The 16,815-nt window shown below is 64.5% G+C and carries 14 protein-coding genes; 4 read left to right on the forward strand and 10 right to left on the reverse strand.

Features of this window, described 5'->3' with window-relative positions:
* Window positions 1-61 precede the first annotated feature (61 nt).
* Complete coding sequence (gene recG / locus U1700_RS07490; protein WP_332751586.1) at window positions 62-2,113, forward strand: ATP-dependent DNA helicase RecG; 2,052 nt, start codon at window positions 62-64, stop codon at window positions 2,111-2,113.
* A 99-nt stretch (window positions 2,114-2,212) separates the two neighbouring features.
* Here recG and tyrS read toward each other — a convergent pair whose 3' ends face one another.
* Entirely contained in the window at window positions 2,213-3,433 is a 1,221-nt protein-coding gene (tyrS, locus tag U1700_RS07495) for a tyrosine--tRNA ligase (protein WP_332751587.1), read from the reverse strand.
* A 63-nt stretch (window positions 3,434-3,496) separates the two neighbouring features.
* On the opposite strand from tyrS, the gene U1700_RS07500 reads away from it, so the two are divergent.
* Window positions 3,497-4,039, forward strand: a complete 543-nt coding sequence (locus tag U1700_RS07500) for a DOMON-like domain-containing protein (RefSeq protein ID WP_332751589.1) — start codon at window positions 3,497-3,499, stop codon at window positions 4,037-4,039.
* Between the two features lie 8 nt (window positions 4,040-4,047).
* Entirely contained in the window at window positions 4,048-5,247 is a 1,200-nt protein-coding gene (locus U1700_RS07505; protein ID WP_332751592.1) for an exo-beta-N-acetylmuramidase NamZ family protein, read from the forward strand.
* Here U1700_RS07505 and U1700_RS07510 read toward each other — a convergent pair.
* Window positions 5,239-6,573, reverse strand: coding sequence for an MFS transporter (locus U1700_RS07510; protein ID WP_332751593.1), 1,335 nt, complete (start codon window positions 6,571-6,573; stop codon window positions 5,239-5,241). The two genes, U1700_RS07505 and U1700_RS07510, sit on opposite strands and share 9 nt — an antisense overlap.
* 79 nt (window positions 6,574-6,652) lie before the next feature.
* Complete coding sequence (locus U1700_RS07515) at window positions 6,653-7,828, reverse strand: vWA domain-containing protein (protein ID WP_332751595.1); 1,176 nt, start codon at window positions 7,826-7,828, stop codon at window positions 6,653-6,655.
* 117 nt (window positions 7,829-7,945) lie between these two features.
* Between U1700_RS07515 and U1700_RS07520 the strand changes: the two genes are divergently transcribed.
* Window positions 7,946-9,343 (forward strand): methyl-accepting chemotaxis protein, encoded by a 1,398-nt coding sequence (locus U1700_RS07520; protein ID WP_332751596.1) that lies wholly within the window; start codon window positions 7,946-7,948, stop codon window positions 9,341-9,343.
* Window positions 9,344-9,369: 26 nt separating this feature from the next.
* Here U1700_RS07520 and U1700_RS07525 read toward each other — a convergent pair whose 3' ends face one another.
* From U1700_RS07525 to U1700_RS07555, 7 genes are all read right to left on the reverse strand, one after another.
* Window positions 9,370-10,212: an AAA family ATPase gene (locus tag U1700_RS07525; RefSeq protein WP_332751598.1), complete on the reverse strand. Its 843-nt coding sequence runs from the start codon at window positions 10,210-10,212 to the stop codon at window positions 9,370-9,372.
* Between the two features lie 69 nt (window positions 10,213-10,281).
* Complete coding sequence (locus U1700_RS07530; RefSeq protein WP_332751600.1) at window positions 10,282-10,947, reverse strand: DUF6975 family protein; 666 nt, start codon at window positions 10,945-10,947, stop codon at window positions 10,282-10,284.
* Between the two features lie 242 nt (window positions 10,948-11,189).
* Window positions 11,190-11,879 (reverse strand): hypothetical protein, encoded by a 690-nt coding sequence (locus U1700_RS07535; RefSeq protein ID WP_332751602.1) that lies wholly within the window; start codon window positions 11,877-11,879, stop codon window positions 11,190-11,192.
* 130 nt (window positions 11,880-12,009) lie between these two features.
* Window positions 12,010-14,034, reverse strand: a complete 2,025-nt coding sequence (rpoD, locus tag U1700_RS07540; protein ID WP_332752263.1) for an RNA polymerase sigma factor RpoD — start codon at window positions 14,032-14,034, stop codon at window positions 12,010-12,012.
* Between the two features lie 13 nt (window positions 14,035-14,047).
* Window positions 14,048-15,886, reverse strand: a complete 1,839-nt coding sequence (gene dnaG, locus U1700_RS07545) for a DNA primase (RefSeq protein ID WP_332751603.1) — start codon at window positions 15,884-15,886, stop codon at window positions 14,048-14,050.
* A 7-nt stretch (window positions 15,887-15,893) separates the two neighbouring features.
* Entirely contained in the window at window positions 15,894-16,262 is a 369-nt protein-coding gene (locus U1700_RS07550; protein WP_332751604.1) for a GIY-YIG nuclease family protein, read from the reverse strand.
* Between the two features lie 76 nt (window positions 16,263-16,338).
* Window positions 16,339-16,791, reverse strand: coding sequence for a GatB/YqeY domain-containing protein (locus U1700_RS07555; RefSeq protein WP_332751606.1), 453 nt, complete (start codon window positions 16,789-16,791; stop codon window positions 16,339-16,341).
* Window positions 16,792-16,815: the final 24 nt, after the last annotated feature.

Raw genomic sequence — 16,815 nt, forward strand, 5'->3', positions numbered from 1 at the left:
TCGCATCTAGGGAGGAAAGCCGGCGATTGCGAGGGGGCGCGCGAGGCGCGATAGAGCGATAATGCGCCCCGAGATCCTCAACCCGCTGTTTGCCGAAGTCGAAGCGCTAAAGGGCGTCGGGCCGGGTGTTGCCAAGACACTGGCGCGATTGGGCCTGACCCGCGCAGTCGACCTTGCCTATCATTTGCCGACGGGGACGATCGAGCGGCTGCGCGTTCCGGCGGCGAGCGCAGCGATGATCGGGCGGATCATCATTGTCGACGTGACGCCGTTTGACAGCCGGTCGAGCGCGGGAAGAGGCCCGACGCGGATCTTTGCCGCAGACTCGGATGGCAACACCATCACACTGACCTTTTTCAACAATCCCGGTTGGGCGAAGAAGCAGTTGCCGCAGGGCGAGGCGCGGACGGTGTCGGGCAAGCTGGAAGCCTATGGCGACGAGTGGCAGATTATTCACCCCGAAGTCCTGGAAGGGGGTGCCGAGCCGCCGCTGAGCGAGGCGGTCTATCCGCTGACCGAGGGGCTGACCAATCGGCGGATGCGCGAGCTAGCGCTGGTCGCGATCGAGCGCGCGCCTGAGCTGGCGGAATGGGTCGAGCCCTCTTTGCTGGGACGCGAAGGATGGCGCGGATGGCGGTCGGCGCTGACCGAGGCGCATTCGGACCCGCTGGCAAGTGACGCCCGCAAGAGACTGGCTTATGACGAGATTTTCGCCAACCAGCTGGCCCTGCTCCTGATCCGCCAGCACGCGCGGCGGCGCAAGGGCGTGCCGCTGGCGGGGGACGGTCGACTGACGGGGAGACTCGACCTGCCCTATTCGCTGACCGGGGCGCAGGACCGGGTGATCCGCGAGATCCAGGGCGACATGGCACAGGCCGCGCCGATGCTGCGGCTGCTTCAGGGCGATGTTGGGTCGGGCAAGACGCTGGTGGCGCTGTTCGCGATGCTCGAGGCGGTCGAGGCGGGGGCGCAGGCGGCGTTCCTTGCCCCGACCGAAATCCTCGCCCGGCAGCATGTCGCCACCCTGCAGCGCCAGTTCGACGCCATCGGGGTGCGGGTTGCGATCCTGACCGGGCGCGACAAGGGGAGGGCGAGAGAGGCGGTGCTGATGGGCTTGGCCGACGGGTCGATCGACATCCTCGTCGGCACCCATGCGATTTTCCAGGAGAAGGTGTCGTACAAGAGACTTGGGTTGGTGGTGATCGACGAGCAGCATCGCTTTGGCGTGTCGCAGCGCCTGCTGCTGACCGAGAAGGCGGCGCATCCGCCGCATTTGCTGGTGATGACCGCGACTCCGATCCCGCGAACGCTGACGCTGACGCAGTTTGGCGAAATGGATGTCAGCCGGCTCGACGAAATGCCTCCGGGCCGCACCCCGGTCGAGACGCGGGTGATCAGTGACGAGAAATTGCCCGACGTGGTTGACGGGCTGGGGCGGCACATTGCGGCGGGGGGCCAAGCCTATTGGGTGTGCCCGCTGGTCGAAGAGAGCGAGAAGAGCGACAGCGCGGCGGCCGAGCAGCGGGCGCAGGTGCTGCGGCTGCGCTTCGGGCCGGAGCGGGTCGGGCTGGTCCATGGGCGGATGAAGGGCGCCGAAAAGGACGACGTCATGGCGGCGTTTGCGTCGGGGGCGCTGTCGCTGCTGATCGCGACGACGGTGATCGAGGTCGGGGTCGACGTGCCCAATTCGACGCTGATGATCATCGAGGGCGCCGAGCGGTTCGGGCTGGCGCAACTGCACCAGCTGCGCGGCCGGGTCGGGCGGGGAACGGCGGCGTCGACCTGCCTGCTGATCCGTGGCCAGCAAATGAGCGAGAGCGGACGGGCGCGGCTCGGCCTGATGCGCGAGACCAACGACGGATTCCGCATCGCCGAGGAGGATTTGCGATTGCGCGGGCCGGGCGAGATTTTGGGGACGCGGCAGTCGGGTGAGCAGACCTTCCGGGTGGCGACGCCCGAGATGGTCAGCGAGCTGGTGCCTATGGCGACCGACGACGCGCGGCTGCTGCTCGACCGCGACGGCGGGTTGGCGAGCGAGCGCGGACAGGCGGCACGGGTCGCGCTGTATCTGTTCGAGCGGGATCAGGCGGTGGATTTGATCAGGAGCGGTTAGGTCCGACGGTCGTCACCCCGGGCCTGACCCGGGGCCTGTCTTCTTTGGACCGATCATGCAGGAAGGCAGGCAGGTCCCGGGTCAAGCCCGGGATGACGATCAGCGCGTAAGGAGGCCGTGTTTTTTCTTGCCGAGGCTCAGTTTTACCGGTTCGTCATCGATAATGATGACCAGCGCGGGATCGCTCACCGCTTCGCCATCGAGCTTGACTGCGCCTTCGCCGATTTTGCGGCGGGCTTCGCCGTTCGACGCCGCGAAACCCAGGGAAGTGAGGGCAGCGACGATGGTGATTTCGCCGCCGGTGGCGAAGCTGGGGAGGTTTTCGTCCGAGGCGCCTTCGGCAAAAGTGCGGTGGGCGGTTTCCTCGGCGGCGCGGGCGGCGTCATCGCCATGGAGCAGTGCAGTGGCGGCGGTGGCGAGGGCGATCTTGGCGTGGTTGATATCGGCGCCTTCGAGTGCAGCCAGCTTCGCGATTTCGGCGAGCGGCAGGTCGGTGAACAGTTTGAGGAACCGCAGCACATCGCCGTCCTGCGTGTTGCGCCAGAATTGCCAGTAATCATAAGGGCTGACGCGATCGGCATTGAGCCACACCGCGCCTGCGGCGGTCTTGCCCATCTTGCCGCCGTCGGCGGTGGTGATGAGCGGGGTGGTCAGGCCGTAAAGCTCGGCGCCATCCATGCGGCGGGCAAGCTCGATGCCGTTGATGATATTGCCCCACTGGTCCGATCCACCCATTTGCAGCCGGACGGCGGAGCGACGGGCGAGTTCGGCAAAGTCATAGGCTTGCAGGATCATGTAGTTGAATTCGAGGAACGTCAGCGGCTGTTCGCGGTCGAGCCGAAGCTTGACGCTGTCGAAGGTCAGCATGCGGTTGATGGTGAAGTGGCGGCCGACATCGCGCAGGAAATCGACATAGTTGAGCTTGTCGAGCCAGTCGGCATTGTCGACGATCACGGCATCGGTCGGGCCGTCACCGAAGGTCAGATAGCGTTCGAAAACGCCTTTGATCCCGGCGATATTGGCGGCGATGTCGTCACTCGTCAGCAGCTTGCGGCTTTCATCCTTGCCCGACGGATCGCCGACCCTGGTGGTGCCGCCACCCATCAGTACGACCGGCTTGTGCCCCGCCTGCTGGAGCCGACGGAGCATCATGATCTGAACCAGGCTGCCGACGTGAAGCGAGGGGGCGGTGGCGTCGAACCCGATGTAGGCCGGGATGACCGCGGTCTGCGCAAGCGCATCGAGCGCGGTGGCGTCGGTCATCTGATGAATGAAGCCGCGCTCGTCGAGGCTGCGGAGAAGGGCCGATTGATAGGTCATGACATGGCTGCTTAATCACAGATGCTGATTTCGTCATCCCCGCGATCGCGATAGAAGGAGTGCATGGACCGACTCTACCTCACCCCGCACCCCGACCATTTGCCATCTGGGCCGATGTTCGAACTGTGGGTCAACATCGATCATGCGGCGTCCTTTGGGGCGAGTGCGACGACCAATTTCTTCTTTTGCGTGGGCGCACCGGCAAGCCGATTCGTGATTGCGCCGGAGGGTGAAGGCGAGCCTGAGCGGACCGATGAGCTGTGGAAAACGACCTGTTTCGAAGCCTTTCTCCGGCCGGAAGGCGAGGCCGGTTATACCGAGTATAATTTCGCGCCGTCGGGGGCGTGGGCGGCCTATGACTTCAGCGGGCATCGCGCGGGGATGGCCGAGGCCGAGGTGGGATCGCCGCCCTATATCCGGGTCGAGGACAATTTGACCTGGTGGGGGCTTGGCGCGACGATTGCGGTGCCGGTGCAGCATTATGCATTGGGACTGTCGGCGGTGCTGGAGGAGCAGGACGGGACCATAAGCTATTGGGCGCTGGCGCATCCCGAAGGCGCGGCGGATTTCCATCATGGCGATTGCTTCACGGCGCGGCTTGGCTAAGCAGCGGCATGACTATTTCCGGTATCGATCGGCTGCTCGCCGACCCCGCGCTTCTGGCGCAATTGAAGGGCAAGCGCGTGGCGCTGGTCGCGCATCCCGCCAGCCTGACGCGGGACCTCGTCCACAGCCTGGATGCCTTGATCGCGGCTGGGGTAACGATCACCGCCGCCTTCGGCCCGCAGCACGGGATCAAGGGCGACAAGCAGGATAATATGGTCGAGACCCCGAATGAGGTCGACGCAAAGCTCGGGATCCCGCTGTTCAGCCTGTACGGCGAAGTGCGTCGTCCGACCCCGGCGATGATGGCCACGTTCGACGTCGTGCTGATCGACCTGCAAGACCTTGGCTGCCGCATCTACACCTTCATCACGACCCTGCTTTACATGCTCGAGGCGGCGTCGGCGGCGGGCAAGTCGGTGTGGGTGCTCGATCGGCCCAATCCGGCGGGGCGGCCGGTCGAGGGAACGACGCTGCTCGCGGGGTGGGAGAGCTTCGTCGGGGCGGGGCCGATGCCGATGCGGCACGGGCTGACGCTGGGCGAGCTTGGCCACTGGTTCATCGATCATTTCAGGATCGACGTCGATTATCGCGTGGTCTCGATGGAGGGGTGGCAGCCCGATGCCGGACCGGGCTTCGGCTGGCCGCCCGAGTGGCTGTGGATCAACCCCAGCCCCAACGCCGCCAACCTCAACATGGCGCGCTGCTATGCGGGCACGGTGATGCTGGAAGGCGCGACGCTGAGCGAGGGCCGGGGGACGACGCGTCCGCTCGAGCTGTTCGGCGCGCCCGACATCGATGCGAAGGCGGTGATCGCGGAGATGGAGCGGTTCGCGCCGCAGTGGTTGCAAGGCTGCAAGCTGCGCGAGATCTGGTTTGAGCCGACCTTCCACAAGCATGTCGGCACGCTGTGCAACGGGGTGCATATCCACGCCGAGGGCGGCTTCTACGACCATGCCCGCTTCGCACCGTGGCGGGTCCAGGCGCTGGGCTTCAAGGCGATCCGCCGGCTGATGCCCGACTATGAGCTGTGGCGCGACTTCCCCTACGAATATGCCTTCGGGAAGCTGCCGATCGACGTCATCAATGGCGGGCCAGCGCTCCGCGAGTGGGTCGATGATGCGGGCAGCGAGGCGGGCGACCTCGACGCGATTGCCACCCCGGACGAGCAGCAATGGGCCGAGGCGACCAGGCGTTTCCGTCTATACTAGGGCCGGGGTCAGCCTGACCCCGCTTTCGCGTCGTTTGATCGGCGCCGTTTCGGGCATCGCCCACATGGCCAGGCAGCCGATCAGCGAGATGCCGAACAAATACCAGGCGATCGACATCGAGCTGCCGGTGACGTGGAGCAGCCAGGTGATGACCAGCTGGGTCGTGCCGCCGAAGACCGCCACGGGGACCGAATAGACAAGCGCGAACACCCGCGCTCGCAGGCGGCGCGGGATGCTTTCGAGGATAGCTGTATAGGCCGCGCCATATTGTGCGTTCGACAGCAGCGAGAGGAGGATGTTCGAAAGCAGGAAGGCGGTCCCGGTGCCCGATCTGGTCAGCCACAGGAAACAGGGGATGATGCTGAGCGCGAACAGCAGTTGCGGCCAGATCATCACCGGTCGTCGCCCGATGCGATCGCACCAATAACCACCGATCAAAATCGACACCAGACCGGCAAATTCATTGCCGAACTGCGCAATCATCGAGACGGTAGTCGACAGGTGAAGCTCGGTCTGGCCGTAGGTCGCCATATATTTGAAGATGTAGGTCGTGATCGTACCCTGGGCGATAATCAGGAAGCCGAGCGCGATGACCCTGCGATACGCACGATAGGCGTTGGGATCGCGCTCGACCGGGTCGTCATGGTGGAGCGTTTCGGGCAGCGAGCGGCGGACCATCAGGCCAAAGGGCACAATGATCACCCCGAGCAGCAGCGCGATCCGCCAGCCGAATTCGTCGATCTGTGCGGGCAGGAGAAAGGTGGCCAGCGCAATGCCGACCAGCGCGCCGACGCTACCGGCGATATTCTGGGTCGCGCCCTGCCAGCTGATCATGAAGCCGCGGTTTGCCGGGGTCGCCGCCTCCATCATGTAGCTGGTCGCCGAGCCGACCTCTCCGCCGAGCGCGAAGCCCTGTGCAAGCCGCGCGCCAATGGCGATAATCGGAGCGGCGATGCCGATGGTGGCATAGCCGGGAGTCAGCGCGAGGACGGCAATGGCGACCCCCATCAGCGTCATCGAGAACAGCATGGCCGGCTTGCGCCCGACGCGATCGGCATAGCCGCCAAGGACATAGGCGCCGATCGGGCGGGTGATGAAGCCAGCACCAAAGGTAGCGAGCGCGCCCATCAGGCTGAGGAAAGCGCTCCCGCCCGGAAAGAAGGTGCGGCCGATCTGAAGCGCGAAGAAGGCGAAGGTGACGAAATCGTAGAATTCCAGCGCGTTGCCGACCGAGGCGGCGGTAATCGCCTTGCGCGTTGCGGCCGGGCTTAGCGCCGACGGGGTCGCGGTTGCGGACTGGTCGACGGCGTCCTCAAAGTCGCTCATGCAGGCCCTCCAGCCAACCCACCATGAACACGCGGCGTCGATGGCTTAACCCAAGCCCCGACTGATGCAAATCAATAGTTCAGCGCTTGCGGCTGAGCGCCTTGGTCGCGGCGTCGAGGCCTTCGAGGGTCAGGGGATACATGCGGTCGTCCATCAGCGTCTTGACGAGGGCAGTCGATGCAGAATGGCCCCAATAGGCTTCGGGGGTCGGGTTGAGCCACGCGGCGGCGGCATAGGCGCTGGTCAGGCGGCGAAGCCATGTTGCGCCGGCTTCCTCGTTCATATGCTCAATCGACCCGCCGGGATGACTAATCTCATAGGGGCTCATCGACGCGTCGCCGACAATGACGAGCTTATGGTCGGCGCCATATTTGTGAATGATGTCGAGCGTGTTCGTCCGCTCGACATGGCGGCGGCGATTATCCTTCCACACGCCTTCGTAAATGCAGTTGTGGAAATAATAATGTTCGAGATGTTTGAACTCGGTGCGGGCGGCCGAGAACAGCTCCTCACACAGTCGGACATGGCCATCCATTGACCCGCCAATGTCGAGGAACAGCAGCAGCTTGACCGCATTGTGCCGCTCGGGACGCATGCGGACGTCAAGCCAGCCTTGGCGCGCGGTGCCGTCGATCGTGCCGTCGAGGTCGAGCTCGTCGGCGGCGCCTTCGCGGGCGAAGCGGCGCAGGCGACGCAGCGCCACCTTGATGTTGCGGGTGCCGAGCTGGCGATCGCCGTCGAGGTCCTTGAACTCGCGCTTCTCCCACACCTTGATCGCGCGGCCCTGCCCGCCGGGCCCGCCGATGCGGACCCCTTCGGGATTGAAACCTCCGTGACCAAACGGCGAGGTGCCCCCGGTCCCGATCCACTTCGAGCCGCCCTGGTGGCGTTCTTTCTGTTCCTCGAGCCGCTGTTTAAGCGTCTCCATAATCTCGTCCCATGACCCCAATGCCTTGATTTCGGCCATTTGCTCAGGAGTGAGGTAGAGCTCGGCGATCTTCTTGAGCCACTCCTCGGGGATCTCGGCGCCGGGCTCGGCAGGGGCGAGGAGGCCCTTGAACACCGCGCCGAAGACCTGGTCGAAGCGGTCGATCTGACGCTCGTCGTGGACGAACACCGAGCGCGCGAGATAGTAGAATTCCTCGGGCTCCCACGCGATGACGTCAGCATCGAGCGCCTCGAGCAGCAGCAGGTGCTCCTTGAGGCTGGCGGGGATGCCGCCGGTGCGCAGCGCTTCGACGAACGAGATGAACATGGTGGGTGGGTTAGCCGCACTGCGCCGACCCCGCCAGTATGAACGAGCGGTATAGTTAACGAAGTGGTCACGCTTTGGCCGTACATCCAGTCCGGACATATCAGGAAAGCGTACCGCATGGCGACGTTGGGCATCGAGGAAGTTACCGAGAACGCGATCCGCGTGGTGGCACGCGATTGCGGATCGCTGTCGATCGAATGCAGCGACGTCGCGGGCTATGTCGAGGGGGTTTCGGCACGGATTACCGGCCATTTCAAGACATTGGATGCGCTTGAGGAAATCACCACTCGGCTGCTCGCCGACCAGGCACGGGTCAGCGATTCAACCGACGAGGCGCGATTGCTGTCCGAGCAAGCCAAGGCCAAGCTGGAGGCCGGACGCGCAGCGATCGAGGACACCATCGGCGGGTTCAAGGGGCTGACCGAACTGGTCGTGCAACTGGGCGAACGGATGGCGGGCTTTGCGATTGCGATGAATCAAGTCCAGCTGGTGTCGTCGACGATCGAGGCGATCGCGCGCAAGACCAACATGCTGGCGCTCAATGCCACGATCGAGGCAGCGCGAGCCGGGGATGCCGGGCGCAGCTTTGCGGTGGTTGCGGCCGAAGTGAAGAAACTGGCGCACGATACGCGGTCGGCGACGAGCCAGATCGCGCTGACGATCGGCGAACTGACCCGCGAGGCAGGGGCGGTGACGTCGGAAATCAAGACCGGGGTCGAACGCAGCCGGGCGGCACAGGCAGGCTTTGGCCAGATCAGCGAGACGGTTCGCGAAGTGAGCGAAATCGTCGGCATGGTCGATCGCCAGACCGAGGGCATCGCCCATTCAACCAGCCTGATCCAGACCAGCGTCGACCGGGTCAAGGCCGGGCTGACAAGCTTTGCCGGCGACGCGCGCGCCAATGGCGGCGAGTTGGTGAAAGCCCAGCAGCGGCTGTCACACCTTGAGATGATGTCCAACTCGATGCTCGACATGCTGGCGAATTCAGGCGCCGAGATCGACGACACGCCGATGATCAGCATGGCGCAGGAAGCCGCTCGTGCAATCACCGAGATTGTCGAACGCGGCATTCGCGAAGGCGCTATCGACGAATCGGCGGTGTTCGATCGCCGCTACGTGCCAATTACCGGCACCAATCCGGTGCAGTATAACAATGGCTTCGCCGACTTCGCCGACGCCCAGGTCCGCCCGATCCTCGACCGGTTCAAGACGCGCGACCAGCGGATCCTGGGATCGGCCTGCACCGACGTCAACGGCTATCTGCCGACCCATTTGAGCGAGCGTTGCCTCACCCCGGGGCCCGACCCGGTATGGAACGACGCCCATTGCCGCAACCGACGGATTTTCATGGACGAACAGACCAGGCTGGCGATCGAAAGCGACCGCCCGGCGATGCTGATGACCTATCGGATGGAGCTTGGCGACGTCTATGTGCCGGTCAAGAACGTGTTCGTGCCGCTGTGGTTCGGCGGCCGTCGATGGGGCAATTTCGAGCTGGCCTACAAGGAGGCCTGACCGCCAAAGGTGTGATCGCCCGGGGCCTAGCCCTTACGCCGGGCCATGAAGGCGAGGCGCTCGAACAGCATGACATCCTGCTCGTTCTTGAGCAACGCGCCATGGAGCGGCGGAATGGCCTTGGTCGGGTCGCGGTTTTGCAGCACTTCCAGCGGCATGTCCTCGTGGAGGAGCAATTTCAGCCAGTCGAGCAATTCACTGGTCGACGGCTTTTTCTTGATCCCCGGCACATCGCGGACGTCGTAGAACAGGTCCATCGCGCGGCTGACCAATATCTGCTGGATGCCCGGGAAATGGACCTCGACGATGCGCCGCATCGTGTCGCGGTCGGGGAATGAAATATAGTGGAAGAAGCAGCGGCGCAGGAAGGCGTCGGGTAGCTCCTTCTCGTTGTTCGAGGTGATCACAACGACAGGACGCTCGGCGGCTTTCACTGTCTCGCCGGTTTCGTAGACATGGAATTCCATCCGATCGAGCTCCTGGAGCAGATCGTTGGGGAATTCGATGTCGGCCTTGTCGATCTCGTCGATCAGCAGGACGGGGAGGACGGGCGAGGTGAACGCCTCCCACAGCTTGCCCTTGCGAATATAGTTGGAAATGTCGTTGACGCGCGGGTCGCCGAGCTGGCCGTCGCGAAGCCGGGCAACGGCGTCATATTCATAAAGGCCCTGGACTGCACGGGTGGTCGACTTGACGTGCCATTCGATCAGCGGCGCGCCAAGCGCAGCGGCGATCTCGTGAGCAAGGACAGTCTTGCCGGTACCCGGTTCGCCCTTGACGAGCAGAGGACGCCGAAGCGTGACGGCGGCGTTGACCGCGACCTTGAGGTCGTCGGTGGCGACATAGTCGGCGGTACCCTGAAAGCGCATGGCCTCGCCCTAAGTGGCGCGGCGCTCGGGTGCAAGTTTGTTGCTGCGCACCGACGGTGCGGCGCGCAGTCAGTCGATGCGGGCGCCGGCGCGGGCTTCGAGCAGGTCGAACAGGGCGCGATGCTGGAGCAGCAGCTGGTCAGACCCAAAGGCGAGCCCGCGCTCGCCGCCGACATCGCCGACCGCGGCGCTGATCGCGCGTCCGATCGAGGCTTCGCCCGGAAGCGTCGACAGCGGGGCTTCGACCCCGGCGCGCGCCGCGGCCCGGTCGAGCAAGGGGCGGATCGCGCTCCAGTCGGCGATCAAGGCGGTCGCCGCGCCAAGCGCACAGCCGCGGCGTTCGGAGCGTGCAAGGGTCTCTACCGCATGGCGCTGCGCCTGAAGTGCATTCTCGGTCTGCGCCGCGCCGGGCGTACTGGGCAGCGGGCCGACCGCGCTGGCCAGGCGGACGAGATAGAGGCGCTCGCGCTCAAACTCGTTCGATGCCTCGGTCAGCCAGTCGCGCGCCGGGCCGGCGGGGCAGGCGGCCAGCGCGACATCGACCAACGCTGGATGGCGGCCATAGAGGTGACACAGCAGATGGACCGCGTCGGCGAGGTCGCGGGCCGCATTGGGCCCGCTGGCGCCGAGCAGCGCGGCAAGATGGGGATGACGCGCCAGTCCGCCGTCGGCGACGCGCGCAAACTGCCGATCAGCGAGGCTGGATTGCAGTGTTGCGACTGCGCTGGACTTCATGCCGATCTCCTCACCCCGGGTCATCCCAAGGGTCTAATCCACCGGGTCTAACCCGTTGGCGTAAAGACGAGGTTTATCCGTTGGTAAGGAAGCGGTCATGTTGATGAAGATCCGTGCCGAACAGGGACGCTTTTGGTGAGAACGGTGCCGGCCCGCACCCCCACCCGGCCAACCCACACGGTAAGCTGATTGGGTTGGCCGGGTGGGGGTGCGGGCCGGCACAGCTCTTCACAACTAACGAATCACTCTTTCCCGTTTATATAATCGATGCGGATCTTGACCCATGTCCCGGTGAGTTCGCGCCCGTTGACGCGCGGGGGGCGAACGAGAAATTGCCAGGCGGCCTGGCGGACGGCGCTGGCGAGGTGGCTTCCTGGGGGCGAATTGCCCAACTCCACACAGTCTTCCACGTGATAACGGGCGATCGTTTTGCACGCGACCAACCCCGCCCCGCCGCCATCAGGCATGCGCGCCGGCAGGTAGGTCGACAATTCGCGGTTGGTCGGCTCGCGAACCCACTCGGCGGCATACATGGGCTCGCCATTGGGGGCAGTTCCGACGCGCGCGGTGTCGTCGGCGCTGGCGATACCCTCGCCGCTGCTGTTACTCGGCACGCCCTTGCTGCCGAGATTGCGGATGTCGGCGGCGGCGAAGGTTTCCTTGCTGACGATCAGCATCGGCAGGTCGACCTTGCGCGGGGGCAGCTTGACCCTGGGCGGGGGCAGGGCATTAGCCACCGGGCGATCGGGCTCGGGAGTGGGTTCGGCCTTGGCCGGGCTTGCCGCGGCCTTGGGCGCCGCCGGTTTCTCGCCGGGCAGGAAGAACACCGTAGTCCGCACGCCGCCATCTTCGCGCCCGGGCCGATCGACCCCGAGGGTCAGCAACGCGACCACGACGAGCAGTTCGACGAGGATCGCGAGTGCAAGCCCCATTGCCTTTCGACGGCGGGAGGGTTCGACCGAGGCGCGGTACCTGGAGCTTGCAGACAAATTGGCCAACACCGCTCCAGCGACACGCCCTGTTTGGATCAGCCCCCCGATCCGCCCCTAAGCAGAAGTTCGGCTATTGGTCGAGGAAGCTGCGCATCTTGCGGCTGCGCGACGGGTGCTTGAGCTTGCGCAGCGCCTTCGCCTCGATCTGGCGGATGCGTTCGCGGGTGACCGAAAACTGCTGGCCGACTTCCTCCAGCGTGTGGTCGGTGTTCATGCCGATGCCAAAGCGCATGCGCAGCACGCGCTCCTCGCGCGGGGTAAGGCTGGCCAGCACGCGGGTTACGGTTTCCTTGAGGTTGGCCTGGATCGCCGCGTCGACCGGAATGACGGCATTCTTGTCCTCGATGAAGTCGCCCAGATGCGAATCTTCCTCGTCGCCGATCGGGGTTTCGAGGCTGATCGGCTCCTTGGCGATTTTCATCACCTTGCGAACCTTCTCGAGCGGCATCGAAAGACGCTCGGCGAGTTCCTCCGGAGTCGCTTCGCGGCCGGTTTCGTGGAGGAACTGGCGGCCGGTGCGGACCAGCTTGTTGATCGTCTCGATCATGTGGACCGGGATGCGGATGGTGCGGGCCTGGTCGGCGATCGAGCGGGTGATCGCCTGGCGGATCCACCAGGTGGCGTAGGTGCTGAACTTATAGCCGCGACGATATTCGAACTTGTCGACCGCCTTCATCAGGCCGATGTTGCCCTCCTGGATCAGATCCAGGAACTGCAGCCCGCGGTTGGTGTATTTCTTGGCGATCGAGATGACGAGCCGCAGGTTCGCCTCGACCATTTCCTTCTTGGCGATGCGGGCTTCGCGTTCGCCTTTCTGGACCTGGTTGACGATCCGGCGGAACTCGGGGAGCGCCATTCCGGTCTGCTGGGCAATGTCGGCGATCTCGCCGCGGACGCGCTCGACGCTTTCTTCCTCGGCGACAGCGAAGGCAGCGAATTTCTTGTCGATTTTGGCAGCGCGGGCGAGCCAGCTGTCGTCGAGCTCTGCGCCCATGTAGCTGTCGAGGAACGCCTTGCGCGGTACCTTGTGGCGTTCGGCAAGGCGAAGCATCTGGCCGCCGAGCGTCGTCAACCGACGGTTGAAGCTGTACAGCTGGTCGACGAGATATTCGATCTTGGCAGCGTGGAACTGGACGCTTTCGACTTCGGCGGTCAGTTCTTCCGACAACTTTAGATATTTCTTTTCCTCGGCGGGCGGATAGCCGGCGCCCGAGCTCATCGCTTCGAGCCGTGCCTGCTGCAGCTTGGAGAAGCGTTTGAACAACGCGGTGATCGACGCAAATTTCTCCAACGCGATCGGCTTTAGCTGCTCTTCCATCTGGGCGAGGCTGAGGGTGTTGTCCTCATCATCGTCCTCGACTGCCGCCGGGGTGCGGCGATCGACCATGTCCTCGTCGTCGGGATCAGCATCGGCCGGGGCCGATTCGGGCTCGGCCTCTTCCTTGAAGCTGGGGCCGGCAACCTTGGCGCTTATTTCGTCGCTGTCGTCGCTTTCGGACTCGTTGACCTGTTCGGGGGTCGGGCCCTTCGACAGCATCGCCTCGAGATCGAGGATCTCGCGCAGCTGCATCGTGCCTTCGTTGAGCGCGTTCGACCATTCGATGATCGCATTGAAGGTGATCGGGCTTTCGCACAGCCCCCAGATCATGGTGTCGCGCCCGGCCTCGATCCGCTTGGCGATGGCAATTTCGCCCTCGCGGCTGAGCAGTTCGACCGCGCCCATTTCGCGCAGGTACATGCGGACCGGATCGTCGGTGCGATCGACGGTTTCCTTCTTGACCGCGACCGGCTTCGGACCGCTGTCGTCGAGCGGATCGACTTCCTCTTCCTGCGCGGGCTCGTCGTCATCCTCTTCGGCGCCGTCCTCATGCGCTTCGACGATGTTGATGCCCATTTCGGACAGCGCCGAGGTGATGTCCTCGATCTGGTCCGAATCCATCTGGCCCGAGGGAAGTGCCTCGTTGAGCTCGTCGTAAGTGATCACCCCGCGCTTCTTGGCGCGGGCGATCAACTTCTTGATCGATGCGTCGTTGAGGTCGATGAGCGGGGCGTCGCCGCCATCGTCAATGCCGTCGGTGCTGTCGTTTTTTGCCATATCGGTGTGCCGCTTACTCATTGCCGGCCAGCAGCGCCAGCCGTTCCTTGATTTCATCGCGCAGGCGGTGCAGCCGCTGCTGCTCCGCGAACGCCTCGTCGTCTCCTGCGGCCAGCGCCTTGGTCGCTTGTCCGAGCGCCTGCTCGACCTCGGCCGACGCCACCAGCGCGTCGATCGCCGCCGCCAAGTCGGTCTTGGCTTGAACCGGGTCGGTCTCTGGCCGGGTAAAGGAAAAGCCGATACCGCCGCGCCGCTGTGAACGGTCGCCGCTCCCCACCAATATGGGGGCAAGAGCCGCACGATCAAGCACTTCGCCCGACATTGCGGCTTCGACCAACTGGTCGCGCCTAGCCGCGGCGGCACGGTCGCCGATGGGCAGGTGGGCAAGCGCCTCAAGCCGGGAACCGAGCGCATCGGGGAATAGGGCAAAGCCGGTCAGCAGCGCGCTGGCCATCGAGCCATCGATCCCGCCCGATCCGATCGCGCGCATCTCGGGCCCGGTCGGTCCTTCGGGGGGCGTGAAGCGGCGGGTCTTGGGATCATATTTGCCTTGCCTGACGAACGGGCGCTGGCCGCCCTGCGCGCCACGTTGAGGGCGAACGAGTAAGTCGAACCGAGTGAGCCATTCATCGCGATAGAGCGAAGAAAGATTCTTCTCCCCAATCGCTTGTGCGTGATCAATAAGACGCTGTCGTAAGCCTGCGCGGGCTTCGGGGGTAGTCAGCGGGGCGGCATCGCGCTCGTGGATCCACAGCCGCTCGACCAGCGGCTGGGGCTCGGCGAACAGCGCATCAAGCGCGGCGCGTCCGCCCGATCGCGACAGGTCATCAGGGTCTTGCCCGGGGGGAAGGGCGACAAAACGCAGCGTGCGTTCAGGTCCGAGGAAGGGCAGGGCACGCATTGCCGCCCGAATTGCGGCCTTCTGCCCCGCGCTGTCGCCGTCAAAGCACAGGATCGGCGCCGGATCGAGCCGCCACATTCGCTCGAGCTGGGCCTCGGTCACGGCCGTGCCATTGGGGGCGACAACCTCCGAAATCCCGGCGCGGTCGAGCGCGATGACGTCCATATAGCCTTCGACGACGATCAGCCGTTTCGCGGTGCGGCTGGCGGGGGCGGCGCGGTCGATATTGTAGAGGGTGCGGCCCTTGTCGAACAGGACGGTCTCGGGCGAGTTGAGATACTTCGGCTCGCCGTCGCCCAATATCCGCCCGCCGAACGCGATCACCCGCCCGCGCGGATCGCGAATCGGGATCATGAGGCGACCACGAAAGCGGTCATAGCTCTCATCGCGGTCTTCGGGCTTGATCAGCATCCCCGTGTCGACCAGCGCCTGCTCGCCAAAGCTGTTCAATGCGACCTTCAGTCGATTGCGCGCATTGGGGGCAAGGCCAAGACCGAAGCGCAGCGTCAGCGCGGGGTCGATGTTGCGCGCTTTCAGATAGGCCCGCGCCGAATCGCCATCGGACCCGGCGAGCTGCTCGGCAAACCAGCGCTGCGCCGCCGCCATGACGTCAGTCAGCCCGGTCGCGCGCTCGGCCTTTTCCTGCGCGCGCGGATCGGCGGCGGGGACCTCCATGCCGGCCTTGCCCGCCAATTCCTTGACCGCGTCGATGAACGGCATGCCCTGCGCCTCGGTCAGGAAGCGGATCGCATCGCCATGCGCGCCGCAGCCGAAGCAATGGTAAAAGCCCTTGTCGTCGTTGATCGTGAAGGACGGAGTCTTTTCCTGGTGGAACGGGCAACACGCCTTCCACTCGCGCCCGGCGCGCAACAGTTTGACCGACGGCGCAATGACCGAGCTCAGCAGCGTCCGCGCACGCAGTTCGTCGAGGAATTGGGGGGAGAGGGACATGCGCTGACTAAGCCCCCCCACTTCGCTCGGGATGAGCGAGGTCGTGAATTTCCCTCTCCTCCATTCCGCTCATCCCGAGCGAAGTCGAGGGACGCTCTTTGGGCGGTCGGGCGAAATGTGAAACGCTTGCCCAGTCTCCGCGCATCAACGCTTCCTTCTTGGCGCGCGACCAGCCTTTGACCTGCCGTTCCGCTTCGAACGCTTCCAAACGGGTCGGAAAATATTCCGACCACAGGCATTCGACCGGCCTGCGCCTTGATGTGAAGGCGCAAGTTCCGCCAGCATGATGCTGGGCAATGCGGCGCTCAATGTCATCGGTGTGACCGGTATAGTAGAGGCCGTCGGCGCACTTCAGGATGTAGACCCAGAAGGCCAATGAAAATTCCTTGCCGTGACGTCCCTCGACTTCGCTCGGGATGAGCGGAATTTGTGAAGTGAATTTTTTTTTCAGTCTACCCCAGCAACCCCCGCACCAGCGCGCTTGCGCGGGCTGGCTCGATGCTGCTGGCGTGGCGTTCCTTCACCAGTGCCATGACTTTGCCCATATCCTTCATACTGGCCGCACCGACCTCGGCGATGACCGCGCCGATTGCGGCTTTCGCTTCGGCATCGTCCATCTGCTGGGGCAAGAAGCGTTCGATCGTGGCGATTTCACCTTCCTCGATCGCGGCCAGTTCCTCGCGGTTGCCCTTGCGGTAGAGCTCGACCGATTCGCGGCGCTGCTTGATCATTTTCTGCAAGACTTCGGTGACGAGCAGATCGTCATCCTCGGGCGCCTTTCCCGTCCGCGCCTCGATATCGCGGTTCTTGATGGTCGAGCTGACCATGCGAAGCGTGCCCGTCGTCGCCTTGTCGCCGCCCTTCATGGCGGTCACCAGCGCGGCCTTGATGTCGTCGCGAATCATGTTCGGGTCCGTGCGAATAAGCGG

The organism is Sphingomonas sp. RB1R13, assembly GCF_036663775.1.
Classification (GTDB): domain Bacteria; phylum Pseudomonadota; class Alphaproteobacteria; order Sphingomonadales; family Sphingomonadaceae; genus Sphingomicrobium.